Origin of the sequence: Streptomyces sp. Root1310 (assembly GCF_001426425.1) — a bacterium.
Classification (GTDB): domain Bacteria; phylum Actinomycetota; class Actinomycetes; order Streptomycetales; family Streptomycetaceae; genus Streptomyces.
This window is the reverse complement of the sequence record NZ_LMEQ01000001.1, coordinates 1881808-1904930: the sequence shown is the minus strand read 5'-3', so window position 1 is coordinate 1904930 and position 23123 is coordinate 1881808. Positions and strand designations below refer to the sequence as shown.

At 69.9% G+C, this 23123-nt stretch carries 23 protein-coding genes and 1 pseudogene; 16 read left to right on the top strand and 8 right to left on the bottom strand.

Annotation, left to right across the window (positions count from 1 at the left end; genetic code table 11):
- Position 1 precedes the first annotated feature (1 nt).
- Together ASD48_RS08220 and ASD48_RS08215 are read right to left on the bottom strand one after the other, a co-directional pair.
- A complete protein-coding gene (locus ASD48_RS08220; protein ID WP_057600695.1) occupies positions 2–2386 on the bottom strand; it encodes an ABC transporter permease in 2385 nt (794 codons plus the stop codon).
- Positions 2383–3066: an ABC transporter ATP-binding protein gene (locus ASD48_RS08215; protein ID WP_242432558.1), complete on the bottom strand. Its 684-nt coding sequence runs from the start codon at positions 3064–3066 to the stop codon at positions 2383–2385. The genes ASD48_RS08220 and ASD48_RS08215 overlap by 4 nt, the downstream gene beginning before the upstream one ends.
- Before the next feature lie 240 nt (positions 3067–3306).
- On the opposite strand from ASD48_RS08215, the gene ASD48_RS08210 reads away from it, so the two are divergent.
- The 5 genes and pseudogenes from ASD48_RS08210 (at position 3307) to chvE (ending at position 9704) form a co-directional block, all read left to right on the top strand.
- Complete coding sequence (locus ASD48_RS08210; protein WP_057600693.1) at positions 3307–4707, top strand: histidine kinase; 1401 nt, start codon at positions 3307–3309, stop codon at positions 4705–4707.
- Complete coding sequence (locus ASD48_RS08205; protein WP_057600692.1) at positions 4704–5408, top strand: response regulator transcription factor; 705 nt, start codon at positions 4704–4706, stop codon at positions 5406–5408. Before ASD48_RS08210 ends, ASD48_RS08205 begins: the two co-directional genes overlap by 4 nt.
- Before the next feature lie 143 nt (positions 5409–5551).
- Positions 5552–6741, top strand: a pseudogene (locus ASD48_RS08200) (FAD-dependent oxidoreductase).
- 104 nt (positions 6742–6845) lie between these two features.
- The gene (locus ASD48_RS08195) at positions 6846–7742 is read left to right on the top strand and encodes an RNA polymerase sigma-70 factor (RefSeq protein ID WP_057600691.1); all 897 of its coding nucleotides are present in this window, start codon (positions 6846–6848) and stop codon (positions 7740–7742) included.
- Positions 7743–8606: 864 nt separating this feature from the next.
- Positions 8607–9704, top strand: coding sequence for a multiple monosaccharide ABC transporter substrate-binding protein (gene chvE / locus ASD48_RS08190; protein WP_057600690.1), 1098 nt, complete (start codon positions 8607–8609; stop codon positions 9702–9704).
- Positions 9705–9806: 102 nt separating this feature from the next.
- Here chvE and ASD48_RS08185 read toward each other — a convergent pair whose 3' ends face one another.
- Positions 9807–11531, bottom strand: coding sequence for a phospholipid carrier-dependent glycosyltransferase (locus ASD48_RS08185; protein WP_199875675.1), 1725 nt, complete (start codon positions 11529–11531; stop codon positions 9807–9809).
- 368 nt (positions 11532–11899) lie between these two features.
- Here ASD48_RS08185 and ASD48_RS45075 point away from each other — a divergent pair, with 368 nt between their 5' ends.
- Both ASD48_RS45075 and ASD48_RS45915 read left to right on the top strand, forming a co-directional pair.
- Positions 11900–12931 (top strand): peptidoglycan recognition family protein, encoded by a 1032-nt coding sequence (locus ASD48_RS45075; protein WP_057600689.1) that lies wholly within the window; start codon positions 11900–11902, stop codon positions 12929–12931.
- A gap of 58 nt (positions 12932–12989) precedes the next feature.
- Positions 12990–13112 carry a hypothetical protein gene (locus ASD48_RS45915; RefSeq protein ID WP_282438177.1) on the top strand — a complete coding sequence of 41 codons (123 nt, stop codon included), beginning with the start codon at positions 12990–12992 and terminating at the stop codon, positions 13110–13112.
- Positions 13113–13202: 90 nt separating this feature from the next.
- On the opposite strand, the gene ASD48_RS08175 is transcribed toward ASD48_RS45915, so the two are convergent.
- Complete coding sequence (locus ASD48_RS08175; RefSeq protein WP_057600688.1) at positions 13203–13529, bottom strand: GYD domain-containing protein; 327 nt, start codon at positions 13527–13529, stop codon at positions 13203–13205.
- Positions 13530–14004: 475 nt separating this feature from the next.
- Here ASD48_RS08175 and ASD48_RS08170 point away from each other — a divergent pair, with 475 nt between their 5' ends.
- Together ASD48_RS08170 and ASD48_RS41630 are read left to right on the top strand one after the other, a co-directional pair.
- The gene (locus ASD48_RS08170) at positions 14005–14763 is read left to right on the top strand and encodes a hypothetical protein (protein ID WP_057600687.1); all 759 of its coding nucleotides are present in this window, start codon (positions 14005–14007) and stop codon (positions 14761–14763) included.
- Positions 14764–15980: 1217 nt separating this feature from the next.
- Complete coding sequence (locus ASD48_RS41630) at positions 15981–16796, top strand: GTPase (RefSeq protein ID WP_079073657.1); 816 nt, start codon at positions 15981–15983, stop codon at positions 16794–16796.
- Between the two features lie 448 nt (positions 16797–17244).
- On the opposite strand, the gene ASD48_RS45070 is transcribed toward ASD48_RS41630, so the two are convergent.
- The 3 genes from ASD48_RS45070 to ASD48_RS08150 are packed head-to-tail and all read right to left on the bottom strand — an operon-like array spanning position 17245 to position 18504.
- Positions 17245–17628: a hypothetical protein gene (locus ASD48_RS45070; protein WP_057600685.1), complete on the bottom strand. Its 384-nt coding sequence runs from the start codon at positions 17626–17628 to the stop codon at positions 17245–17247.
- Positions 17622–18050, bottom strand: coding sequence for an ATP-binding protein (locus tag ASD48_RS08155; protein WP_057600684.1), 429 nt, complete (start codon positions 18048–18050; stop codon positions 17622–17624). The genes ASD48_RS45070 and ASD48_RS08155 overlap by 7 nt, the downstream gene beginning before the upstream one ends.
- Positions 18051–18096: 46 nt before the next feature.
- Entirely contained in the window at positions 18097–18504 is a 408-nt protein-coding gene (locus tag ASD48_RS08150; protein ID WP_057600683.1) for an NUDIX domain-containing protein, read from the bottom strand.
- Positions 18505–18614: 110 nt separating this feature from the next.
- Here ASD48_RS08150 and ASD48_RS08145 point away from each other — a divergent pair, with 110 nt between their 5' ends.
- Positions 18615–19403 (top strand): GntR family transcriptional regulator, encoded by a 789-nt coding sequence (locus ASD48_RS08145; RefSeq protein WP_057600682.1) that lies wholly within the window; start codon positions 18615–18617, stop codon positions 19401–19403.
- 36 nt (positions 19404–19439) lie between these two features.
- On the opposite strand, the gene ASD48_RS08140 is transcribed toward ASD48_RS08145, so the two are convergent.
- Positions 19440–19781, bottom strand: a complete 342-nt coding sequence (locus ASD48_RS08140; RefSeq protein ID WP_242432527.1) for a hypothetical protein — start codon at positions 19779–19781, stop codon at positions 19440–19442.
- A 177-nt stretch (positions 19782–19958) separates the two neighbouring features.
- On the opposite strand from ASD48_RS08140, the gene ASD48_RS08135 reads away from it, so the two are divergent.
- From ASD48_RS08135 to ASD48_RS08110, 6 genes are all read left to right on the top strand, one after another.
- The gene (locus tag ASD48_RS08135; RefSeq protein WP_057600681.1) at positions 19959–20315 is read left to right on the top strand and encodes a hypothetical protein; all 357 of its coding nucleotides are present in this window, start codon (positions 19959–19961) and stop codon (positions 20313–20315) included.
- Positions 20315–21697 carry an FtsK/SpoIIIE domain-containing protein gene (locus ASD48_RS08130; protein ID WP_057600680.1) on the top strand — a complete coding sequence of 461 codons (1383 nt, stop codon included), beginning with the start codon at positions 20315–20317 and terminating at the stop codon, positions 21695–21697. Before ASD48_RS08135 ends, ASD48_RS08130 begins: the two co-directional genes overlap by 1 nt.
- 83 nt (positions 21698–21780) lie before the next feature.
- A complete protein-coding gene (locus ASD48_RS08125) occupies positions 21781–22407 on the top strand; it encodes a DUF2637 domain-containing protein (protein WP_057600679.1) in 627 nt (208 codons plus the stop codon).
- Between the two features lie 11 nt (positions 22408–22418).
- Positions 22419–22610 (top strand): mobile element transfer protein, encoded by a 192-nt coding sequence (locus tag ASD48_RS08120; protein ID WP_010985414.1) that lies wholly within the window; start codon positions 22419–22421, stop codon positions 22608–22610.
- Between the two features lie 16 nt (positions 22611–22626).
- The gene (locus tag ASD48_RS08115) at positions 22627–22821 is read left to right on the top strand and encodes a hypothetical protein (RefSeq protein WP_057600678.1); all 195 of its coding nucleotides are present in this window, start codon (positions 22627–22629) and stop codon (positions 22819–22821) included.
- A 22-nt stretch (positions 22822–22843) separates the two neighbouring features.
- On the top strand, positions 22844–23095 hold the full coding sequence (locus tag ASD48_RS08110) for a hypothetical protein (RefSeq protein WP_057600677.1): 252 nt from the start codon (positions 22844–22846) through the stop codon (positions 23093–23095).
- Positions 23096–23123: the final 28 nt, after the last annotated feature.

Here is a 23123-nt window from a genome sequence, read left to right as displayed (position 1 = left end):
GTCACTCGGCGCGCAGGGCGGTGGCCGTCCTCGTCCTGGCGGCCCAGCCGGCCGGGAGCAGGGCACCCGCCACCGCGATGACCAGCCCGCCCAGGGCGAGCAGGGCCAGCTCGGGCGCATCGTAGACGGCGATGTGCGCGGCGGGCAGGGTCATCCCCACGGCGTCGCCCATGAACGGCGTGACGTAGTGGTGCAGGGCCACGCCGACCGGGACGGCCACCGCTCCGGCCACCAGACCGATCCCGGCGACCGAGGTGACGACCATGGTCACGGTCTGCCGCGGGGCCATGCCCAGGGCCTTGAGGACACCGAGGTCGTGCACCCGGTCGCGGGTGTCGAGGACGACCGTGTTGAGCACCCCCAGGCCGGCGACCACGACGAGCATGAGGGTGAGGGTCCCGATCAGCGCGTCCATGGCGACGATCACGCTGGATTCGTCGCCGGTGTTCGCCAGGGCGACGGCGCCGAGCGGGTCGAGCCGGTCGTTGAGCGCGGTCAGGTAGCGCGGCAGATCCGTGCCCGGCTTCGTCTCCACGTCGTACCGGCCCGGCGTCGCGTCGAGCCCGAGCGCGGTGAGGGTCGACGCCGGGGTCAGCAGCTCCATGCCCTCGCCCTCGGTGAAGAACGCCTCGCCGACGATCCGTACCGGGACGTGCCGCCCCTGCTCCGTCAGCGTCACCGTGTCCCCGACCCGGACTCCGGCGGCCTTCAGGAACCGGGCGGTGACCACTGCCTGGCCCGGCCCGTCCAGCCAGTCGCCCGAGACCATCGGAGGGCCGGCCCACGAGGCGTCGCCCTGGTACGCGACCACGGTGGTGGCGCCGGTGATGCCGGACGCGCTCACCTCCGCCCGGGTCGTGCCGTAGAAGCGGCCGGTCCCTTGCTCTGCGCGGAGCGCGGCGGCGATCTCGGCCGGATCGGCCTTCGGCTCCTCGGGCCCGCCGCCCACGTGGACGGCCTGCGCGCCGGGCGGCGCCTGCCCGCCGCCCGTCCCCACGACGACCGACCCGCCCGAGTTCAGCATGCGGCCCGACTGGACGGCCCCGAGCGTGAGGGCGAGCCCGACCCCGAAGGTGACGGCGGCGGCGCCGAAGACCACCGCGGCCGCCATCGTCGCCGAACGCGCCGGCCGGGCGAAGGGGCCGGCCAGCCCGAGGCTGACCGCCCGCGGCACCGCCAGCCGCCCCGTGAGCCGCCGCGCCAGGCGCCCCCGGCCGGTGCCGGGCGTACGTCCTGTGGTGATCGCCGCCACGGTGCGCAGCCGTCCGGCGCGCAGCGCGGGCACCACAGCGGCGCAGGCGACCAGGGCGAGGGCCGCGGCGGGCACGGCGAAGTCGATCCACAGCGGGATCGACGCCGACGGACCGTCGAAGGCCTCGCCGACCTCGGCGAGCACGGGGACGGCCAGCAGATGGCCCGCCACCAGCCCCAGGGCGCAGCCGACGGCCGCGGGGACCAGCGCCTGCCCCACGTAGGCCCGTACGACCTGCGCGGGGGTGAAACCGAGGGACTTCAGGATCCCGATGCGCCGGGTCGCGGCACCCACCGCGCCGCTCACGACGATGCCGATGACCAGGACCGACAGCAACAGCCCGAGGACACCGAAGGCGGCCAGGAAGGGCACGAACGCCATCGCGTTGGCGGTCTCCTCCTGCTTGACCGTCAGATAGGACTGCGACCCGGTCAGCGCGCCCTCGGGCACCGCCGCGGTGACCGCGGCCCGGCCGGCGGCCACCTGGGCGTCCGTCCCGGCGGCGGCGAGGCGGTACAGCATCTCGTACTCGGGGGTGCCGCCCGGCGCGGCCAGCGACGCGGCCCGCGCGGGGGCCACCCAGGCGTCCGCGGTGCCGGTCACCGACCGGGCGACCCCGACCACGGTCAGCGTGGGGCTGCCCGGCGCGTCGGGGAACGTCAGCCGCGCGCCCGGTTCGACGGGCAGCAGGTCCTTGGCGACCACGATCTGTCCCGGGCCGGTGAGCCAGGTGCCGGCGACGAGATCGACCCGGTCGACCCCGCCTGCGGCGTCCGCCCGGCCGGCGACGGTCATCGGCGGCAGATCGACACCTTCCGGGAGGATGTCCGAGGACGAGGCGGTACGCGCGCGGACCGCGACGGTCCGGAACGGCCCGGCCGCGGCGGTCACGCCCTTCGCCCGGGCGGTCGCCGTGAGCTCCGCGGCCGTCACCTTCGCGCCGTCGAACCGCGCGGTGAGGTGGGCGCCGCGCTGCTGGGCGAAGGCGTGGTCGAAAGGCGCCCGGGACGCGACGAGCAGCCCGGCGGCGAGGAACGACGCCGTGACGGCCATGAGCGTCGTCATGATCATCACGGCGGTCTGCACCCGCCGCCGCCCGACCCCGGCGCGCACCACCCGGCCGAGGGCGCTCATCGGGCCACCGTCGTGCCCCGGGCGCTCCTGGTGTCCCGGACGACACGGCCGTCGACCAGCTCGACGGTCCGGGTCGCGCAGGACGCCGCGAGGCTCAGATCGTGCGTGACCAGGACGATCGTCTGCCCCGACGCGTTGAGTCCGGCGAGCAGTTCCCGGACGTCCGCGCCCGAGGCGGTGTCCAGCGCGCCGGTGGGCTCGTCGGCCAGCAGCAGGGCCGGACGGTTCATCAGGGCCCGGGCGACCGCGACGCGCTGCCGCTCCCCGCCGGACAACCTGCCGGGGTAGGCGTCGGCGTGCCGGTCGATGCGGAGGTCCGCCAGCAGACCGGCGGCCCGTGCGCGGGCCTCGGCCCGGGGCATCCCCGCCAACTGGGCGGGCAGCAGCACGTTGTCGGTGACCGTCAGATCGTCCAGCAGATTGAAGAACTGGAAGACCATGCCGACCTTCGTACGCCGGTACCGCGCCGACCCGGCCTCGCTCAGCTCGTCCACCCGCAGCCCGTCCACCGTGACGCTGCCCGTGCTCGGCCGGTCGAGTCCCGCGATCAGGTTGAGCAGCGTGGACTTGCCGCTGCCGGACGGCCCGAGAACGGCGAGCGCCTCCCCGGCGGCCACGCTCAGCGTCACCTCGGCGAGGGCCGGCGGCCCCTCCCCGTACGTCCTGCTCACAGCCCGCATGTCGATGACGGGCGCGGTCGCTGCCACGATGCCTCCAGGGTCGGCGGTCGACGGTTCGGTCCGAAGCTAGGGGCGGACCCCCGCCGGGGTCGTCGCCTGCTGTGCCGAGACCGGCTGCCGCCCCGGGATGACCCGCCGGGCATGTCATCCCTGCGATGTACGCGCCGGATGCAGGCCGTGCGCACCGCCGTCCGCAGCGGGACGGATGTGGGAGGCCACCCGGGTTGCCACACTGTGCGCATGGGCGGGGTGGGCGGGGCTGTGCGGGCGGAGATCGTGGAGCGGTGGCGGACGGGGGCCGCGGCCCTGCTGCGCCGGAGCCCGCTGCCCCGCCCGTCCCGGTGGATGTGGACGGCCGACGCGATCCTCGCCTTCGTCCTGGCCGCCTGCACGGTGGGCGCCGCCTACCGGCGGGGCGACGGCGCCGTGCACGTTCCGCCGGGTCTCGTGCCGGTGCCGCCGCGGCTGCCCGCGCCCGACGCCCCGCCGGTCGGCCCCTTCCCTGACGTCGGGGTGGGTGTGGCGCAGTTCGCCGGAGCCGTCCAGCCCTGGCAACTGGTGCTGGCCGCGCTGACCGCGCTGCCCCTGGTGGTGCGCCGCCGGTTCCCGCTGTCCGCGTTCTGGGCGGTGGTCGTCGCGAGCCTGCTGTTCAACCAGTATCTGAGCGGCGGCGACCCGACCCTGTACACGTTCCTGTCCTGTGTGGTCGCCGCCTACAGCGCGGCCGTGTACAGCCCGTACCGGGCGCGGGCGCTCGCCGGCCTGGTGGTGGGCGCCGCCCTGCTCGCCGTACTGCGCGACGAGAACTTCCCGTCGTTCGCTCCCGGCCTCGTGCCGTTCCTCGCGCTGCTCGGGGTGGGGCTGGGAGCCAACGCGGTCCACATCTGGAAGCAGCGGCTGACCGCGCTGGAGGGGGAGCACGAGGCCGCGATGCGGCTGGCCGTCGACCGCGAGCGTTCCCGGATCGCGCGCGAACTGCACGACGTCGTCACCCACAATGTGAGCGTGATGGTGATCCAGGCGGGCGCGGCCCGCAAGGTGATGGACACCGCGCCCGACCGGGCCCGCCAGGCGCTGCTGGCCGTCGAGGCGGGCGGTCGTACGGCGATGGCCGAACTGCGGCACGTCATGGGCCTGCTCACCATGACCGGTGCCGGGGACGACGGGACGGGGCACGAGGCGGGCGCCGGGGCCGGGGGTCCCTCCGATCCGGCCGCCGGGGCCGATCTGGCGCCGCAGCCGGGCCTCGCCCAGGTGCCCGCCCTCACCGACCGGGTCCGCGAGACGGGCGTACTCGTCGAGCTGACCGTCACCGGAACCCCGGCCCCGCTCGCCGCCGGCGCCGACCTGGCCGCGTACCGGGTGGTGCAGGAGGCGCTGACCAACACGGTCCGGCACGCCGTCGGCAGCCGGGTGCGGGTCGTCGTCGAGCACGTCCCCGGCGCGGTGCGCATCGAGGTGTCCGACACCGGCGGCACCTCGGCGGCGCCGGACGGCCTCGGTGGCGGCCTCGGTGGCGGCCGCGGACTGAGCGGCCTGCGCGAGCGCCTCGCCGTCTACGGAGGCACCCTCCACGCGGGCACCCGCCCCACCGGCGGGTTCGAGGTCCGTGCCGTCCTTCCCGTGGAGGAGATCGCGTGACCGAGGAGCCGCCGCGCGTGGTGATCGCCGACGATCAGGCGCTGGTCCGCACCGGCTTCGGCATGATCCTGGCGGCGGACGGCATCGACGTCGTCGCCGAGGCCCGCGACGGGGACGAGGCCGTCGACGCGGTCCGCCGCACCCGGCCCGACCTGGTCCTCATGGACATCCGGATGCCCGGGACCGACGGCCTGGAAGCCACCCGGCGGATCCTCTCCGGCGCCGAATCCGCCGAGCGGCCCCGCGTCATCATGCTGACCACCTTCGACCTCGACCGTTACGTGTACGCGGCCCTCACCGCCGGGGCGAGCGGCTTCCTCCTCAAGGACGTCACCCCCGAGCACCTGGTCGCCGCCGTCCGTCTCGCCCGCACCGGTGACGCGCTGCTCGCCCCGGCCATCACCCGGCGCCTGGTCGAGCGCTTCGTCGCCCGTGAGACAGCGGCCTCCGTCGCCCTGCACCGCGACCTGACGGTGCTCACCCCGCGCGAACTCGAGGTCCTGCGCTCGCTCGGCACCGGCCTGAGCAACGCCGAACTCGCCGCGCGCTTCCGGCTGAGCGAGGCCACCGTGAAGACCCACGTGGCCCGGATCCTCGCCAAGCTCCGCCTGCGGGACCGCGCCCAGGCCGTCGTCGTGGCCTACGAGACCGGCCTGATCGCCCCGGGAGCAGGCATCCGAGCGGACGACCACCGGCCCTGAACCTCCGCCGGGCTTCCCACCGGTCCCTCCCGGGCCTGTTTCCGGGTCCCTTCCCGCGAGCGGAGTGACCTGCCTCACGTGCTGTCACAGGGACCGACGACGCGGTGTCTTGAGGTCGAACCACCGAACACGGAGGAGACGACATGGCCGAGAACACCGAGGTTGTCGTGATCGGCGGCGGATACGCCGGCGTCATGGCGGCCAACCGCCTGACGCAGCGCGACGACGTGACCGTGACGCTGATCAACCCCCGCCGCACCTTCGTCGAGCGGATCCGGCTGCACCAGCTGGTCGGCGGGTCGGACGACGCGGTCGTCGACTACCCGAAGGTCCTGGCCGACCGCGTCCGGCTGACGGTCGACACCGTGACCCGGATCGACGCGGCCGGGCGCCACGTGGAGCTGGCCTCGGGCGGCACCGTCCACTACGACTACCTGATCTACGCGGTGGGCAGTGGCAGCGCCGATCCGCAGGTGCCCGGCGCGGCGGAGCACGCCCACCCGCTCGCCGACCTGGAGGAGGCCGAGCGGCTGCGGCGGCGCCCGCCGAGGCCGCGGTGACGGTGGTCGGCGCCGGCCCGGCGGGCATCGAGACCGCCGCGGAACTGGCGGAGAAGGGCCGCACCGTGACCCTGGTCTGCGGCGGCGTGCTCGGTCCGTATCTGCACCCCCGGGGCCGCCGCGCGGTCGCCGGGCGGCTGGCCGGGCTCGGGGTGAGCGTGCTCGACGGCCCCGACACCCAGGTGACGGAGGTGACCCGCGAGACCGTGCGGCTCGCCGACGGCCGCGAGCTGCCGAGCGAGGTGACCGTCTGGACCGCCGGTTTCGGTGTGCCGGACCTGGCCGCCCGCAGCGGACTGAGCACCGACGCCCTGGGCCGGCTGCGCACCGACGAGACCCTGACCAGCGTGGACGACCCGCGCATCGTCGCGGCCGGGGACTCCGCGGCACCGTCGGACCTGCCGTTCCGGCAAGGCTGCCAGTCCGCGGTCCAACTCGGGCCGCAGGCCGCCGAGACGGTGCTCAGCCGCATCGCCGACGAGGTGCCCGCCCGCCTCGGGGTGGGGTTCGCCGGCCAGTGCCTGAGCCTCGGACGGCGCTCGGGCGTCTTCCAGTTCTCCCGCAGGAACGACACGGCGATCGCCCTGTACATCGGCGGCCGCCTGGGCGGAAGGGTCAAGGAGATCGTGTGCAGGAGCACCGTCTGGCAACTGGCGTACGAGGCGCGCAAGCCCGGCGTGCGCACCTGGTGGAGCAAGGACGGCAGGCGCGGGGAACTGCTCCGGGCCAAGCAGGGCGCGGCCCCCGACACCGCCGGCCGGGTGGCCCGGTGAGCCGGGGAGCGTCCGCACGGGAAGAATGGCCCTCGCCGTGCGCGCGCGCCTGAAGACCGTCGGCGGCCAGAATCCGAACGCGAGGAAGAGGGAAAGGCAAAGCCATGGGCGACGACACCGCTGATCCGGCGACCGACACGTTCGTCGCCCACCGCAACCTCCTCTTCACGGTCGCGTACGAGATGCTCGGATCGGCGGCGGACGCCGAGGACGTCCTCCAGGAGACCTGGCTGCGCTGGGTCGACGTCGACCTGGCCCAGGTGCGCGACCGGCGCGCCTACCTGGTCCGGATCACGACCCGGCAGGCGCTCAACCGGCTGCGCACCATGACGCGCCGCAAGGAGGCGTACGTCGGCCCCTGGCTGCCCGAACCGCTGCTCACCGCCCCGGACGTGGCCCAGGACGCCGAGCTCGCCGAGAGCGTGTCGATGGCGCTGATGCTCGTCCTCGAAACCCTGTCGCCGACGGAGCGCGCCGTCTTCGTGCTGCGCGAGGCCTTCGACGTCGGCTACGACGAGATCGCGGCCGCGGTCGACAAGAGCCCCGCGGCCGTCCGCCAGATCGCGCACCGCGCCCGTAAGCACGTCGACGCCCGCCGTCCGCGCGAGGTGGTCTCCCCGCGCGAGACCCGGGCGGTGCTGGAGTCGTTCCGGCGCGCGCTCGACACCGGGGACCTCCAGAGCCTCCTCGACGTGCTCGCGCCCGAGGTGGTCCTGCTGAGCGACGGCGGCGGCGTCAAACAGGCCGCGCGGCGGCCCGTCGTCGGCGCCGACAAGGTGGCCCGCTTCATCATCGGCGGCGCCGGCAGGATCGATGCCACCCTCACCGGTGAACTCGCCCTGGTCAACGGCCACCCGGCACTCCTCGTCCGGCTCGACGGCGAGAACGACGGCGTCATGGCGATCCGCGTCGAGGGCGCCCGCATCACCGGCATCTATTACGTCCGCAACCCCGAGAAACTGACCCGGGTGGCCAGCGAGACCCCTCTCACACTGCACTGAACACCACGAGGGGCGGTCCTCGCCGCCTCCGGACCGTTTTTCATGGCGTATTCACAGCAAGGGCCGCAGCGCGCCCCGGTAGGGCCCGGCCCCGGTCGGGTCAAGGCGCTGACCAGGGCAAACGCGGAAGTCCGGCGGGGTTTTCCGGCGCCGCGACGAAGGTCTCGCCGCGCATAGAAAGCGATATCCACCACTTTCCGGAACCGTTTCTGTTCGGAGCGTTGACACCCCGCGCACCCCCTCTTATTGTCGCGCCACCATTCCGACCACGTGACGATATTTCGAACGGCTGAAAGGCAAGTGCCCTGCGCGCCACCGAAATCAGTACATACGTGGCAGGCGCGCCCCGGCGCCGCCCGGCGTCTGAACAGGTGCGCCCCGGTGACGCGATCACGGGAGCCGGCGAGGCCTGCTTACAGGTCCGTACCGCCGCACCGATCGACGATCCACCGGTCACCGAGGCGCCCGAGCGCCGGCCCGAGCGACGCGCCGGGCGATCCCCCCGCCGGTCGGTTCAGCGTGACCCTCCGCCCGTTCCCCGTCCACGAACAGGCGCGCCAGGCCCCTGACGGCCTCGCGGCCGCGCGCGGATCCATCAGGCCTCCGAGCGGATCGGCCCCGCGGGGCCTCCCGCTCCACCGCACGTCCGGCCGGTACGGAGCGCCCGAAACCCACCCGCGCGGCGCCCTCCTGAGGGGTCGTCACCCGACCCCGCACCGACACCGAGCGGAAGCGGACACGGCGCGCCCCCACCCCGGACCGCCGGCCCCCGCTCCTCGGCCGCCCGGCCCGCCCCACCGGTTCCCCACAGCCTTCCGACACCCCCCATCCTCTCAACGACGAGAAGAACGAGGAACGATCACCATGCGCAACCGAAGAGCCGCCCTCGCCGCCACCGCCGGAGCCGTCTCTCTCGCCCTCACCCTGTCCGCCTGCGGCAGCAACATCGGGGGCAGCTCCGAGGGCGCTTCCGGGGACGACACCATCGGCATCGCCATGCCGACCCAGGCCTCCGAGCGCTGGCTCACCGACGGCAAGAGCGTCGTCGACGACCTGAAGGCCGACGGCTACCAGACCAAGCTGGTGTACGGCCAGGACGACCCGAAGACACAGGTCGCACAGATCGAGGCCCTGATCAAGCAGGGCGTCGACGCGCTGATCATCGCGGCCATCGACAACAAGTCGCTGAACGGCGTGCTCCAGAAGGCCGCCGACGCGGACATCCCGGTGATCTCCTACGACCGGCTCATCCTCGGCACCGAGAACGTCGACTACTACGTGTCCTTCGACAACGAGCAGGTCGGCCGCTTCCAGGCCCGCTACATCGTCGACAAACTCGGCCTGGAGGACGGCGCGGGCCCGTTCAACATCGAGCTGTTCGCCGGTTCCCCCGACGACAACAACACCAAGTTCTTCTTCGACGGGGCGATGCACCTCCTCCAGCCGTACCTGGACTCCAAGCAGTTGGTGGTCCGCTCCGGCCAGACCGGGCTCAAGGACGTCACCACCCTGCGCTGGGACGGACCCACCGCCCAGAAGCGCATGGACGGCATCCTCTCCGACGCGTACGGCGGCAGGAAGGTCGACGCGGTCCTCTCGCCGTACGACGGCATCTCCATCGGCGTCCTGAACGCCCTGAAGGCGGACGGCTACGGCTCCGGCAACAAGCCCCTGCCGATCGTCACCGGACAGGACGCCGAACTCGCCTCGGTGAAGTCGATCATCGCCGGTGAGCAGTCGCAGACCGTCTACAAGGACCTCCGCCAACTCGCCGGTGTCGCGGCCGAGATGGCCGACGACCTGCTCAACGACAAGACACCGAAGGTGAACAACAGAAGGGCCTACGACAACGGGGTCAAGGCCGTGCCCGCCTACCTGCTGCAGCCGACGACCGTCGACAAGTCCAACTACGAGTACGTCCTGGTCGCCGGCGGCTACTACACCGAAGCCGAACTCAAGTAGCCACGGCCCGGATCCGCCGGAGCCGGGCCACGGCCGACGATGACCACGCCGACCGCGGTTCGCCGCGGTCGTCGTCGCGGGCGCGTCCGCCCGGCCGCAGCACTAGATCCACGTGTCCAGCCACATCCGTGCCCGCCAGTCGCCGACCGGGATCGCCTGGCCCGTGTACACGGGCCAGAAATAGATGAAGTTCCAGGCGATGAGCAGCACGAGCCCGCCCGCGACGACCGCGCCCAGCGTCCGGCGTCTGCCGTCCGCCCCCGGCGGGCCCAGCAGCGCGCCCAGCATCATCGCCACGGCCAGGCACAGGTAGGGCACGAAGGCGACCGCGTAGAAGGAGAAGACCGTGCGGTCCTGGTACAGGAACCAGGGCAGATAGCCGGCCCCCACCGCGCACAGCACGGCGCCCGCGCGCCAGTCGCGGCGCAGCGCCCACCGGTAGAGCAGATACACGAGTGCGCAGCACGCCGACCACCACAACAGCGGCGTGCCGAGCGCGAGGACCGCCTGCGCGCAGTCGGCCGTGGCGTGACACCCGTCCCGCCCGGCCTTCGGCGACCGGTAGTCGAACAGCACCGGCCGCCCGAGCACCAGCCAGCTCCAGGGGTTCGACTCGTACCGGTGCCAGGTGTGCAGCCCCACATTGAACTGATAGACGCCGTACTCGTAGTGCCACAGGCTGCGGAGCGGGGCCGGTATCCACGACCAGGTGCCACCGCGGCCGTCCGCCCAGTGCCGCCCGTAACCGCCGTCGGACCGGAACCAGCCGGTCCACGTCACCAGGTAGGTCACGACGGCGACCGGCACGACCGACAGCAGGGACAGGCCGAGGTCCTTGCGCAGCACCGCCCGGTACGGGCGAGCCGCCCCGGCCACGCGGCGGGAGCCGACGTCCCACAGCAGGGTGAGGACCACGAAGAAGGCCAGGAAGTACAGGCCGTTCCACTTGGTAGAGGCCGCAAGCCCCAGAAAGACGCCGGCCGCGAGCCGCCACGGACGCGGTCCCGTCCCGGCACGTTCGCCGGTGACCCGGTCCGGACGCGCCCGGCCGTCGCCGTCCACCGGGAGGGCCGCCGCGAGCCGGGCCCGCGCCCCGTCCCGGTCGAGCAGCAGACAGCCGAACGCCGCCAGCACGAAGAACATGACGACGAGGTCCAGCAGCGCGGACCGGCTCATCACCACGTGCAGACCGTCCAGCGCCATCAGCGCGCCGGCCAGACAGCCCAGCGCCGTCGACCGGAACAGCCGGCGTCCGATGCGGCACAGCATCAGCACCGACAGCGTGCCCAGGACCGCGGTCATGAAGCGCCAGCCGAACGGGGTGAGGCCGAACATCCACTCACCGGCGGCGATCACCCACTTGCCCGTCGGCGGATGCGCGACGAACGCCCCGGTGTCGGAGAGCGGGATCACCTGAGGGTCCGCGAGGATCCCCGGGTCGGCGGTCCTGCGGTCCGGCCAGGTGCCCTCGTAGCCGAGCCGCAGCAGCGCCCAGGCGTCCTTGGCGTAGTAGGTCTCGTCGAAGACGAGGCCCCGCGGCTGCCCGAGACGCCGGAACCGGATCGCTCCGGCCAGCACGGCGACGAGCACCGGCCCCAGCCAGCCCATCACCTTCGCGGCGCGGTACGCCCCGGCCGGACCGAGCCGTATGAGCTCCCCCCAGCGGGCCGACGGCCCGGGAAACGGCGGAACCAGACGTTCCCGGACGCCGGTCCCGGGACGCCCTGCGTATCCGAACAGGCGCAGCCGGCCCTGCCAGTCGCCGGACACCTTCGACGGACGGACCCCGTCGAGGACGGGGGAGCGCCGCACACTGCTACTCGTCACCGGACGACCCTAGACGCCGACCTGCGCGAACGACCGCGCGATCCCGACTTCCACCGCCCCTCGGTCCGGACACCGGGTGGGTATCCGCTGGATATCCATATCGAAACCCATACAAACACCCATACAAATGCTGGCACAGAGACCGACACGAAATATCAATACAAATATCAATGCAAATATCGATGCGCACACCGATGAGGAAACCGATGGCCGAGCCGTACCTTTCCCTCCCTTTGACGGGTGAGCCGGGAAAGGGGTGAACTGCCCTTCTATGGACGTCGGAAGCCGGGCGGCGGCGGCAATTTCGACGATGGCGAACCGATTACGGGGCACCCGGACATGCACGGCTTCTCCGAAAGGAAACCAGCATGGCAACTCCCCTGACCGCAGCCAGGGTTCTCGCCGCCCTGAGAGCCGAGGGCGTCACTGTCGTCGAAGTCGGCAGCTGGCGCACCCACAACAGGGCTGGGCACGGCGCGTGGGGTCCCGTCGCGGGGGTGGTCGTCCACCACACCGTGACCTCCGGGACGGCCGCCTCCGTAGCCATTTGCCGCGACGGATACGCCGGTCTCCCCGGACCGTTGTGCCACGGCGTCATCGACAAGCGGGGCGTCGTGCACCTCGTCGGCTGGGGCCGAGCCAACCACGCGGGCAGCGGCGACGGCGACGTACTGAAAGCCGTCATCGCCGAGAAGAGGCTGCCCGCGCCGAACGAGAACGACACCGACGGCAACGCCCGCTTCTACGGCTTCGAGTGCGTCAACCTCGGCGACGGCAAGGACCCCTGGCCGGCGGTCCAGCTGGAGGCCATGGTCCGCGCCTCCGCCGCGCTGTGCCGGGCGCACGGCTGGTCGGCCGCCTCCGTCATCGGCCACAAGGAGTGGACGAACACCAAGACCGACCCGCGCGGCTTCACCATGGCCGACTTCCGCGCCAGAGTCGCGGCCCGGCTGCGCAAGGCCCCCGGCGCCGACACACCGATCCCCACCCCGACCGACCCGAGCCAGGAGGACACCGTGCCCAACCCCTCGATGCTGAACGAATCGAACGTCATCGATGTGGAGCTGCCCTCCGGCGAATGGGTCGGCCTGGCGTTCAAGGACGCGGTCGTCCATGCCGGGCCGCGCCTGCACAACACCCTGGTGCACGTCTCACTCGAGGAGAAGGCCCCGGACGACGCGCTCGTCGAGGGACGCTTCTACCTGACGGACACCTCGGGCAAGAACCCCTCCGCGTTCCAGACCGTCACCCGCTACGGCGGTGGTGGCCACCAGTTCGCGCTGTCCGGCACGGTCCCGGCCGGGAAGCACCTGCGGTTCCAGCTCCGCGTGAAGACGGCCGACGCCGGCCCGGTCACCCTCCTCCACCGCACCGCGAGCGGGCCGTACTGGGCCGTCTGACCCACCCGCGGTCACCCGGTCACCCGAGAACCGAGAACCGAGAACCGAGAGGAACACCATGAGAGTCGCCGAAACCACCGGCCAGGCCGACCTGCCCGAGCCGACGCGCGACGGCAAACACCCCCTCGCCCCCGCCCCATGGGAGTTACGCATCCGCGCTGATGCCGACGGCAGGCGCTGAGACCCGGTCAGAGCGCCCCGCCCCGGCGCCCCTTGGTGCCGGGGCGGTCCACACCGACTCCCTCGACCCGGTGCCGTGCCCCGTCGGCCGCTACGCGCCAGGAGCCCGGTACTGAACCTGCCCGGCCGCGCGGAGGGCCTTGACGGTCTCGTCGACGGTCAGGAGAACAGTCGTCTCGAAAGAGCCGAGCGCGCCGCCTCCGCTGATCGCCAGCGCGACCGCCGCCATGGACACGTTGTCCGGTGCCTCCCACAGGTTGTAGCCGTCGTGCGTGCCGAAGGCGTACCAGAAACCGTGCAGCTTCCCGCCGACGGACTCGATGTACGACCGAGCGGCCTGCGCGCGGTCCTCCGGGTGGCCGATCAGCCGCGCCCAGGTCTCCGGCGTGTAGCTGAACCTCGACAGATAGAGCGGCATCGTGTCTCCCTTTCGTCCCGTCAAGGGATGCCCCCACGGCGCGGGAAGGGCGCACAGGACGACTCAGATGTCCCCCGAACGCCCGCGACGACAACCGACACGGCGGCGAGCCACCGGCCGGGAGGGCGAAAGAGATCCCTACCGCGAAGATGCGCGCCAGGTGATAGCACACCACCCGCGCGATCAACCACACGCGGAAGCCTCCTATCGCAGCAGAGGGCTTGGACGCACCGGTGCCGCCCCATCACCTCCACGCGTGATGGCGTCTCACGGAACGACGTCACAAGGCTGCTGACTTGTGGTCATTGCCGACCGGACTCCTGGGACGGAGGTACGCACGCTCGATGAAGTGGCACGACATGCGGAGGAAAAATACGCCACAGTTCAGCGTGCCGCCCGGTGAGATTTCCGATCAACAGGGGGAGGAACCACGGAGCGCCGCGCCACCGGCCTTCCATGATCGGAGTCCGTCTGGATGAGCAGTACCCTCCAAGACCTCGTCATCAACCTTTCTTCAGCTGTCATCGCCTTTGCGGCCGGCTGGTCATTCGACAAGCTGCGCGACCTATGGCGATTTCGCAATATTCGAGGCTTCTGGAAGCCGTTCTCCACCAGCGACCTCAGGGTTGTGACGTCGATATTCATCCAGGAAGAACACTACATATGGGAGCGATCGGGGCTTGTCGGTGTGGGGGACGTGCTGGCCTTGAACGAACTTCGACAACAACTGAAGCGAGCAGGAGTCGACCAGCTTCCACTGACGCCGAGCCACCAACTCACCGGGCTGGAACGTCAGGGCAACCTCGTGCTCGTAGGTGGGCCCCACTCCAACCGGGTGACCGCCGAGGTCATGCAGAGATTACCCGTGACCTTCACCTTTGGATCAGCCGAGGCGCATGACGCGCACATCTATGATTCCGTGACGGACGACGTCATGCGCTGCGTCATGAACGCAGAGGATCAACTCGTCGTCGACCAAGGCATACTCATTCGCGCGACGAACCCTTTCGACCGGGAGCGCAACGTCATCATCCTTGCCGGAAGTTTCGGTTTCGGTACGAGCGCCGCAGCACGTCTGCTCGCAAGCCCGGAGATCCTCGCTCATGGGATCGTCGCCCAAGGGCACCCATTTGAAGCCGTCTTCTCCGTCGAGATAGCCGGAGGCACGCCGCAACACATCGAACTGAAGAAATTACGGCAGCTGGATCCCACGATGCTTCGGGTGGGCTCATAACCGGCTCCCTGTCGCCGAGTGCTGCGAATGTTGCCGATTCAGTGCAGGAGCGGCTCTTGGGGCTCAGGTTCCACAGTGATCGAGCCAGGCGGGCGAGCCCACGGGCACGGCCCGGCGGTGTCCAGTGGCCGCCACCAAGCAATGGCACCCGCGTGGCACGACCCCGAACACGACGAAGGGCCGGCCCGGGAGGAAACCCTCCTGAGCCGGCCCTTCACTCTGTGCCCCCGGCAGGATTCGAACCTGCGACACCCGCTTTAGGAGAGAGGCTGGGGCTTTGTGCCGGTGACCTGCGGCTTCGGTGCCTGGCGAGATGCCCCGCAACTCAACCGCCAGGCACCCTCGTTGACCGTGGCTGACCGCTGCATCTGGCACGACAGTGGCACGAACCTCAGCCGACGACAGCCAGCCACGACGGCGGGTGCGCTAGCCGATCAGGCGCGCGTGTGCCCCGCTGCACCCCCACGGGCCTCCGCCACGCTGCCGCTGCCGTCAACCGGAGCAAGTCGCGACGACCGTCCCGTAACGACGGTGCCTAAGCCCGCAACTTGGGAGCTGCGGGCACTTTGGGGCGGCTTGTGTGCTGACCTGGGCGAAATTTAGCGGTGCGGCTAGCTAGAAGTGGCCCGATGCCTCGGCGACGGCCTGATACAGGTCGGGACCGTTTGCCCTGAAGCGGCCGAACTACGGGCGCAACTGTCGCGGCAGGACTCGAAGCGGAGTCGTACGGGACGCCGGAAGCGTCTCCGACCAGAAGACGGGAAGCACCCGCGGCCTGATCACTACTCGAACACGCTGGCTGCTCGCGGTACGAGCCTGCTCCTGCGATCAGCCGGCCTGGCTCGGTACGACATCGTTGCAGTGCTGTCGCACGAGGCCTTCCGCTGTCACGGTGGGTTCGAATGCGTACTGGTTCTGCCGCTCGGCCGGGACCGGCGCTCCAGCCCGGATGAAGGCGGCACGCCTGATGGGCGACATCGAACTTGGGAAAATCAACTGACTTGTTTCGGAGTGGCAGGCAAGGCCAATTCGTGCATACGCTGGAAGTCATGACGTTGTCAGATCCGGCTCAGCAGGCTGACGGAGGCGTTTTACATGACAGGGCGCTTCGATCTTGGTGAGACACAACTCTGCATATGACGGCGTGCAGCGCCTCTAGGATGACTTGGGCTTCGTTCGATGCCCTTCTGCAGTGATGGAATCATAGCGAGGATGCCATGGCGCGCTGGGGAAGCAAGCAGAAAATCGCTCGCAAGCGAAACGGGGTGGCAAATATTCCCCCAGATGTCGCAGACGAGGTAAGCAGTTCTGTGGCGTCCTATCTTAGCGAACACCCGCCCACGATAGGTGTAATTGGAGTCTCGGGGACGGGAAAGTCCTCGACTATCAATGCGATGTTCAAGACGGAATTGCCAATCAGCCATTCAGTAGCTTGCACCAAGGAGTTCCTCGATGTGGACCTGAATGTCACAGCGGTGCGTGCGTCAAGCACTGATGGCCACAGTCTGAAACTTCGTGTTGTCGACGCTCCGGGACTCGGAGAAGACCTAGTGCGCGATCCAGGCTACCTGGAAATGTATCAGAATCATCTAGGCCGCTGCGATGTCGTGCTATGGGTGATGGCTGCACGCCAGCGTGCCGTTGCGCTCGATCAAGGTTATTTGCAGCTGCTGGCCGATCATCATGAAAAGATTGTATTCGGAATAAACCAAATCGACTTGGTTGATCCAATGGACTGGGACTATCGTCTCAACTTGCCCAGTGAAGATCAAGAGGAGGTAATCGCAGAAATCATCCAAGATCGGTCCGCCAAAATTTCAATGACTTTGGGTCGAAATGTCGAGATGTACCCGTACTCTTCGAAAAATCTGTATGGACTTCAGGAGCTCTTTTCTGGGATGATTGCATCCTGCTCCGACGCACAACGAGCTTGGATCTTTGACCCCATTAAAGCGTTCGGTCCCTTTGACTTTATTCCTCAGAGTATCCGAGATGAAGTCGTAAGAGCGATAGGCAAGAAAACTCGTGATTAAGGGGGCACCCTGTGGCGGGCATAGATGACCTATCTGACGCAGAGGTTGGCCGAATCGTTCGGGCTGCCGAGAAGGCAAAAATTTCCCAGAAGAAGGAAAAGAGAAAGATTCTCGACGCCTTTCTTGCGTGGCTCAGCGCTGCGGGTTTCGCGTGGGTGACGGCATCTTTTAAGACTGCAGACCTGACATGGGACAGTGTTAAGTGGCTTTACCATAGGATTTTCAAGAAATAAGGCCACTGACGCCTATCCTTGCAAGGAAATCCCGGCTTATCAAAATTCCCGTGGGCGGCCTCCCCCCTCGGGCTTCAGGTGGCAGTGCTGTGCGCGCGGCCCGGGCGCTGGCCGGGCTGGAGCGGGGCGGAGACAGGAGCGCAGGCCCGGCCGGGGGCCGGGCCGCGCGCGGTGAGCGGAGCGAGCCGCCTTGAACCAGTAGAGAAAGTTGTAACTCAGTCGGCTCTGTGGGGCTTGAAGGCGTTCGTGCAGGCTGGGAGTTCGACGCCCTGACGGTGTGCCAGGGGCAGGAAGAGCGCTGGTCGGACTGTCCATGTGATGCGCGTGCTGGTGTGCGTGATGGACACCGTCCAGGGCTCCCGGCGCAACAGGGCTCGCCTTGTGTCGATGCGGTCGTCGTGGAGTCGCGTCCACGCCTCCTGGGAAGCGGCTGTGTCGAGTGCTGGTGAGATGGTGCGCAGGATCGTCGCCACCCAATTGTTTGCCTCGACCGCCGAGTACGCGTCGAAGGATCCGAAGAGGGCCGGCGGGCGTCGTCCGTCGAGCCGTTGGGTCCAGCACTCGCACCAGAAGCCCGGCCTGGTCGTCGTCCTCAGCACGGGTGCCCTCCGCGGTGTACGTCGGTGAAGAGCTCCGCCGTGATGGTGTGGCCGGCCTCGCTGCCGTGGACGACGACCCGGTGAGCGATCGCGCTGACCATGCCGAGTCCGCGGCCGTGCTCGGCGTCCTGGTCCTGGTGCTCGATCTTCGGGGCCGTGCCCATGCCTCCGGCGTCCGTCACCGATACGGCGACCACCTGCGCCGAGACGGCGACGGCCAGGTGGAAGCTGCCGGACTCATGGCCGCTCGCCGTGTGGAGGATTGCGTTCGCGCTGAGCTCGCTCACGATCAGCTCGACGTCCTCGGCAAAAGGGGAGCCGCGCAGGACGTCGCGCGTCCATCGGCGGGCCCGGCTGACCTCTTCCGGGAAACCTGGGCAAGACAGTCCCCAGACCCGGGCAGTACTCGTATACTCGTGCATACAAGTTCCTTCATGCTGGTAGGCCGCCATGTGCAGCGGGTTCGGACTAGACGAGTTTCACGCCGTCGTGGGCGCGGATGGCCGGCGGGGACGCCGCGTCCAGTGCATCTATGACGCGGATCGCGTACGCCTCGTCGGCAAGTTCGGAGACTTCTTCGCGGGTCACCCAGCGCAGTGCGCGGGTCTCGTCGCCGGTGGTCGGAGTGCCGTCGGCCGCCTCACAGCGGAAGACCAGCGAGACGATCAGGCCCGTCATGTTCTTGTAGACGCCGGTGAGGGTCGCGGGAAGCGCGATCTTGATGCCGGTCTCTTCGAGGACTTCGCGCTGAAGGGCTTCGGGGATGGTCTCCTCGCGTTCGAGGATGCCGCCCGGCGGTTCCCAGTGGCCGTTGTCCCGGCGCTGGATCAGGAGGGCCCGACCCTGGGCGTCAACGACGACCCCGGCCACGCTCACGGAGTGCGGGCGTTCTGTGCTCACGTTCCTTGGCCCTCTCGGATGGCTAGGCTCTCCACCGTAGCAACAAGCACTCGCCCACTCGTCTAGATACCTAAAGGAGTACACACGTGAGCCCTCTTTCTTCGGGCCTGCTCGGTGATCTCGACCCCACGAGTGATCGTGCGGTCTTCCGGCAGATCGCCGACCAGCTGCGTGAAGCCATCGACCGTGGGCGATTCCGGGAGGGCGAGAAGCTGCCCTCGGAAGCTGAGCTCGTCGACCACTACGGGGTCTCCCGGATGACGGTCCGCAACTCCTTCTCCATCCTCCAGGGGGAAGGCCTCGTCCACGCCGAGCACGGCAAGGGCGTCTTTGTCCGGCCCCGTCCTCCCGTGCGGCGTCTCGCCTCGGACCGGTTCGCCCGTCGTCATCGCGAGCAGGGGAAGTCCGCGTTCATCGTCGAAGCCGACGCGGCCGGTAGTCACCCCCAGGTCGACAGCCTTGAGGTGAAGGAAGAGAAGGCTAGCCAGGACATCTCCACGCGGCTCGGGTCCGTGCGGCGGGTCCTCGCACGTCGGCGCCGCTACCTCCTCGACGGGCGTCCGGTCGAGTTCGCCACGTCTTACCTGCCGCTCGACATCGCCCGCGGCACGCAGATCGCCGAACCCAACCCCGGCCCCGGCGGCATCTATGCCCGCCTCGAAGAGCTGGGCCACCGCCTCGACCACTTCGAGGAAGAGATCCGCGCTCGGATGCCCTCGCCGGACGAGGTGCGCACGCTACGACTGGCGGCCGGCGTGCCCGTGATCCACCTGATCCGGACCGCCTTCGACACCGAAAAGCGACCCGTCGAGGTCTGCGACACGGTCATGGCGGCGGACGCCTACGTCCTGGCGTACCAGCTCCCGGCGACGTGATCGCATGACCGGTGTCGGTGGGGTGCTAGGCCAGTGCTAGGCCTCCGGCGTGAACATGTCGCCGATGTTGTTCCACATGAAGCCCTCGCGCCAATCCGGCTTGCCGGTCGCCCAGCCGATGAGTGCCGTATGCACCTTCTCCTGCGAGACGGTCTGCGTCTGGTAGTGCTCGGCAGGGACGCCGTCCCGGTACTCCAGCTGGTAGGTGTTGTTGTCGCGGAACAGGACCTGGATGTACCAGTCCCCTTCGCGGTCCTCCTCCTGGCGCTCAAGCACCATGTGCTCGTTGCCGCGTCGCAGGTTGGCGAGCATCGTCCCGATGGCCGGCTTCGAGGGACGCTTCACCACATGGCCGTTGGCGCTTGTCGCTATCAGCATGGCCGGATTCTGACGGATGGGTCTGACAGTGGTCGGCACGCTCCTCGAACTCGTACACCCCAACACGCTTACTCGTATAGACGAGTGGGCAAGTTATGTGGCAAGGTGATCGTCGTGAGCCCGTGAATCGGGGTCGCAGATCGCATCTTGTATAGACGAGTAGATAGGAACGTGCCTGTGCGCACCATCCGTGTGGAGACCTCCGCCGCGACGATCCTCCTCACCGAGGCTCCCGAGCCGAAGGTCCGTGACCGGCAGACCGGTGAGATCGCCAAGGACGCCGTCAGCGGTGAGGCGCTGATGACCATCGGCGTCGTCTACATCGAGGACGGGGAGTCCTCGCTGATCAAGGTCACCGTCCCCGAGGGCGGTGTCTCAGAGGGGTTGAACCTCGGTGCGCCGGTCTCGCTGCCGGGGCTCGTTGCCCGGCCGTGGGAGTCCGTGTTCAACGGCCAGCAGCGTCACGGCATCGCCTTCCGGGCCGCTGCCGTCACCCCGGCCGCCTTCCCGGCCGTCATGGGGACCTCGGCCTGATGTCCGAACTCGCGACACTGCTGGAGGTGGGTGGTCCCGTCGCCGCGCTCGGCGGTGGGGCCGCCTACGCCCGGGCCAACCACCCGGCCTTGTACTGGTCGGCGGTCGGCGGGCCGATATCCACAGTCCGGCTGCTCAGCTCGTACGCCTCGGTCATGGAAGCCTGCGGCCTGACCGTCGCGCCGTCCCGGCTGCGCGTCCTCGCCGTCAAGGCCACCACTCGGCGGGAGGTGCGGCCCGTCCCGCCTCGTCGGGGCATCATCCGCCCTACGTCGACGGGCTTACGGCTGCGGCTGCGGCTCGCTCCCGGACAGGAACCCGCCGACGTCGCCGCCTCGGCCGAACGGCTGCGGCACGCCTGGGGCGTCCACGCCGTGTACGTCTCCACCGTCAAGCCTGGTGTCGTCGAACTGCGGCTGGTCGGCTTCGACGTCCTGCGCAAGGTGCGGATGCCCCGCAAGGTCGAGGGCGGCTTCCTCAAGGTGCCGGTAGCGCTGCGGGAGGACGCCATGCCCTTCGTGCGCGACTACCGGGCCGTTCCCCATCAACTCACGCTCGGCGCGACGCTGTCGGGTAAGTCCATGTACCTGCGCCATCTCGTCTCGGGCCTCGCACCGCAGGACGTCGCCCTCGTCGGCGTCGACTGCAAGCGCGGGGTCGAGCTGGCCCCGTTCGCCTCGCGCCTCTCCGCGCTCGCCACCGACCCAGACGAAGCCGCCGAACTGCTGCCCGTCCTGATCAAGGAAATGGAGGACCGATACGACCTGATCAAGGCCCGTCAAGGCATCGCCCCCGATCTCCCCGACGAAGAGATCACCTCCGACATCTGGGGCCTGCCTGAGAGTGAACGGCCCGTGCCGGTCGTCCTGTTCGTCGACGAGGTGGCCGAACTCTTTCTGACCGCCACCCGCAAGGACGAGGAACGGCGCGACGAGATGGTCACCCAGCTCATCCGCCTCGCCCAGCTCGGCCGCGCGGCCGGCATCTACCTCGAAGTGTGCGGACAGCGCTTCGGCGCCGAACTCGGCAAGGGCGCGACCATGCTCCGGGCCCAGCTCACCGGCCGGGTCTGCCACCGCGTGAACGATGAGGCCTCCGCGAAGATGGCCCTCGGTGACATCGCGCCGGAAGCGGTCCTCGCCGCCTGCGCCATCCCCGCCGAACGTCCCGGCCTCGCCGTCGCGGGCGACACCTCCGGCGGCTGGTCCCGCATCCGCACCCCGTATCTCTCCCTCGGTGACGCCGCCGACATCTGCCGGGACACGGCCCACCTCGTCCCGGGCCTCCCCGCGCTGGATCCGTTTCGGCCCTACGTGCCCGTTCCTCTGCCCTCCGTCGAGCGGCCAGGGCCCGCGGTCCAACCGCGCCCCCTCACGGACTGAGCCTCACCGCACCCCGGTCGGCGTGACCGTCTCGCGCCAGGTCCCTACCCCTCCCATGCCTGATCCAGAATGGAGACGCCCTCATGCGCGCCCAACTGGCCCGTATCGACGCGGTGCTCGTCCAGGCGCTCATCGCCGCCGCGCTGTCTTTCGCGCACATTCACGACGTCGCCGTGGCGGCCGGACAGGACGGCTGGAAGGCCTGGGCCTATCCCGTCTCCGTCGACCTGCTGCTCGTCGCCGCCTGGCGTCGACTGCGCTCCGGCTCGGCCAAGGGTGCGGCCTGGTGCTGGTTCGTCATCGCGCTCGCCGCATCCCTCGGCGCGAACGTCGCCACGGCCGGCCTGCTCGACCTCGGCGACGTCCCGGCCTGGCTGCGCATCCTCGTCGCGGGCTGGCCCGCCGTCGCCTTCCTCGGCGGAACCCTCCTCGCCCACTCCGCGCCCACGGCGGTTGACGACGCCGAGGTCATCGAGGACCAGGAGGACGAGCCCGAAACCGAACCCGAGCCGCCCACCCCGGCACCACCCGCCATCGAGGCCCCGCCGGAGCGCCCCGCCGTCCCGGTCCCAGCAGCCCTCATCGACCACGCCCGCAAGGTCGCCGCCGAACACCACACCCGGACCGGCACCCCCATGGACGTCACGACCCTGCGCGCCCGCCTCGGCGTCCCGGCGCCCATGGCCGAAGCCATCGCCGCCCACCTCTAAAGGGAGCTCTGATGACCGCCAACCGCCGCTTCCGCAACGTCACCCGCATCGGCCCCGTGCAGGTCGGAACCGCCTACGACCACCGCGGCCGCGAGAAGCACACCGCCGCCTGCACCGCCCCGCGCTGCAACTTCTCCGCCGACTACGACAGCCGCGCCGCCGCCGAGCTCGCCGCCCGCACCCACCGCTGCCCCGTCCGCTGAAAGGACTGCGTACCCCGTGACCGTCAGCCTTCCGCTCGTCGTCATCCTCGGCTTCTTCGCCTGGGGGGCGGTCAAGTTCCTCGGCGTCCGAATCTGGATCGTCGTCCTGATCACCCTCTTCGGCTTCTGGCTCTCGCGCACCTTCCTCGCCCCAGCCATCGAGTCCGGCACGCGCTCCGGCGTGGACGTCGTAAACGGCTCACATGACTAGACGAGTAGATAAGGACTTCGCCGTGTTCCTGCCCAAGTACCCGGACAACCCCACCCCGCCGCCCGCGCACACCCACACCCCGACCGACCCGGCCCCCGCCCCGGTCCGGCGCTCTCTCCCGTCGGTCTCCATCGATCAGAAGACCGTCGCGGCCGTCCTCGTCGGCGGAGTCGTCCTCACCGCGCTTCTGGCCGCGGTCGCCGTCACGGCCATCTCGGTCGCGGTCGCCGCCGTGGTCCTGCGCTCCCTGCTCCGCGACCACCACCGCCGCTGACCTGCGCCAGACCTCCGGGGCGGCGTGA

Coding starts and splice junctions, on each gene's coding strand:
- ASD48_RS08140 (WP_242432527.1), bottom strand. CDS start 19,781: ATGCTGATAGCGACAAGCGCCAACGGCCATGTGGTGAAGCGTCCCTCG.
- ASD48_RS08195 (WP_057600691.1), top strand. CDS start 6,846: ATGGGCGACGACACCGCTGATCCGGCGACCGACACGTTCGTCGCCCAC.
- ASD48_RS08155 (WP_057600684.1), bottom strand. CDS start 18,050: ATGCACGAGTATACGAGTACTGCCCGGGTCTGGGGACTGTCTTGCCCA.
- ASD48_RS41630 (WP_079073657.1), top strand. CDS start 15,981: ATGGCGCGCTGGGGAAGCAAGCAGAAAATCGCTCGCAAGCGAAACGGG.
- ASD48_RS45075 (WP_057600689.1), top strand. CDS start 11,900: ATGGCAACTCCCCTGACCGCAGCCAGGGTTCTCGCCGCCCTGAGAGCC.
- ASD48_RS08130 (WP_057600680.1), top strand. CDS start 20,315: ATGTCCGAACTCGCGACACTGCTGGAGGTGGGTGGTCCCGTCGCCGCG.
- ASD48_RS08210 (WP_057600693.1), top strand. CDS start 3,307: ATGGGCGGGGTGGGCGGGGCTGTGCGGGCGGAGATCGTGGAGCGGTGG.
- chvE (WP_057600690.1), top strand. CDS start 8,607: ATGCGCAACCGAAGAGCCGCCCTCGCCGCCACCGCCGGAGCCGTCTCT.
- ASD48_RS08170 (WP_057600687.1), top strand. CDS start 14,005: ATGAGCAGTACCCTCCAAGACCTCGTCATCAACCTTTCTTCAGCTGTC.
- ASD48_RS08175 (WP_057600688.1), bottom strand. CDS start 13,529: ATGCCGCTCTATCTGTCGAGGTTCAGCTACACGCCGGAGACCTGGGCG.
- ASD48_RS08220 (WP_057600695.1), bottom strand. CDS start 2,386: ATGAGCGCCCTCGGCCGGGTGGTGCGCGCCGGGGTCGGGCGGCGGCGG.
- ASD48_RS45915 (WP_282438177.1), top strand. CDS start 12,990: ATGAGAGTCGCCGAAACCACCGGCCAGGCCGACCTGCCCGAGCCGACG.
- ASD48_RS08215 (WP_242432558.1), bottom strand. CDS start 3,066: ATGCGGGCTGTGAGCAGGACGTACGGGGAGGGGCCGCCGGCCCTCGCC.
- ASD48_RS08125 (WP_057600679.1), top strand. CDS start 21,781: ATGCGCGCCCAACTGGCCCGTATCGACGCGGTGCTCGTCCAGGCGCTC.
- ASD48_RS08120 (WP_010985414.1), top strand. CDS start 22,419: ATGACCGCCAACCGCCGCTTCCGCAACGTCACCCGCATCGGCCCCGTG.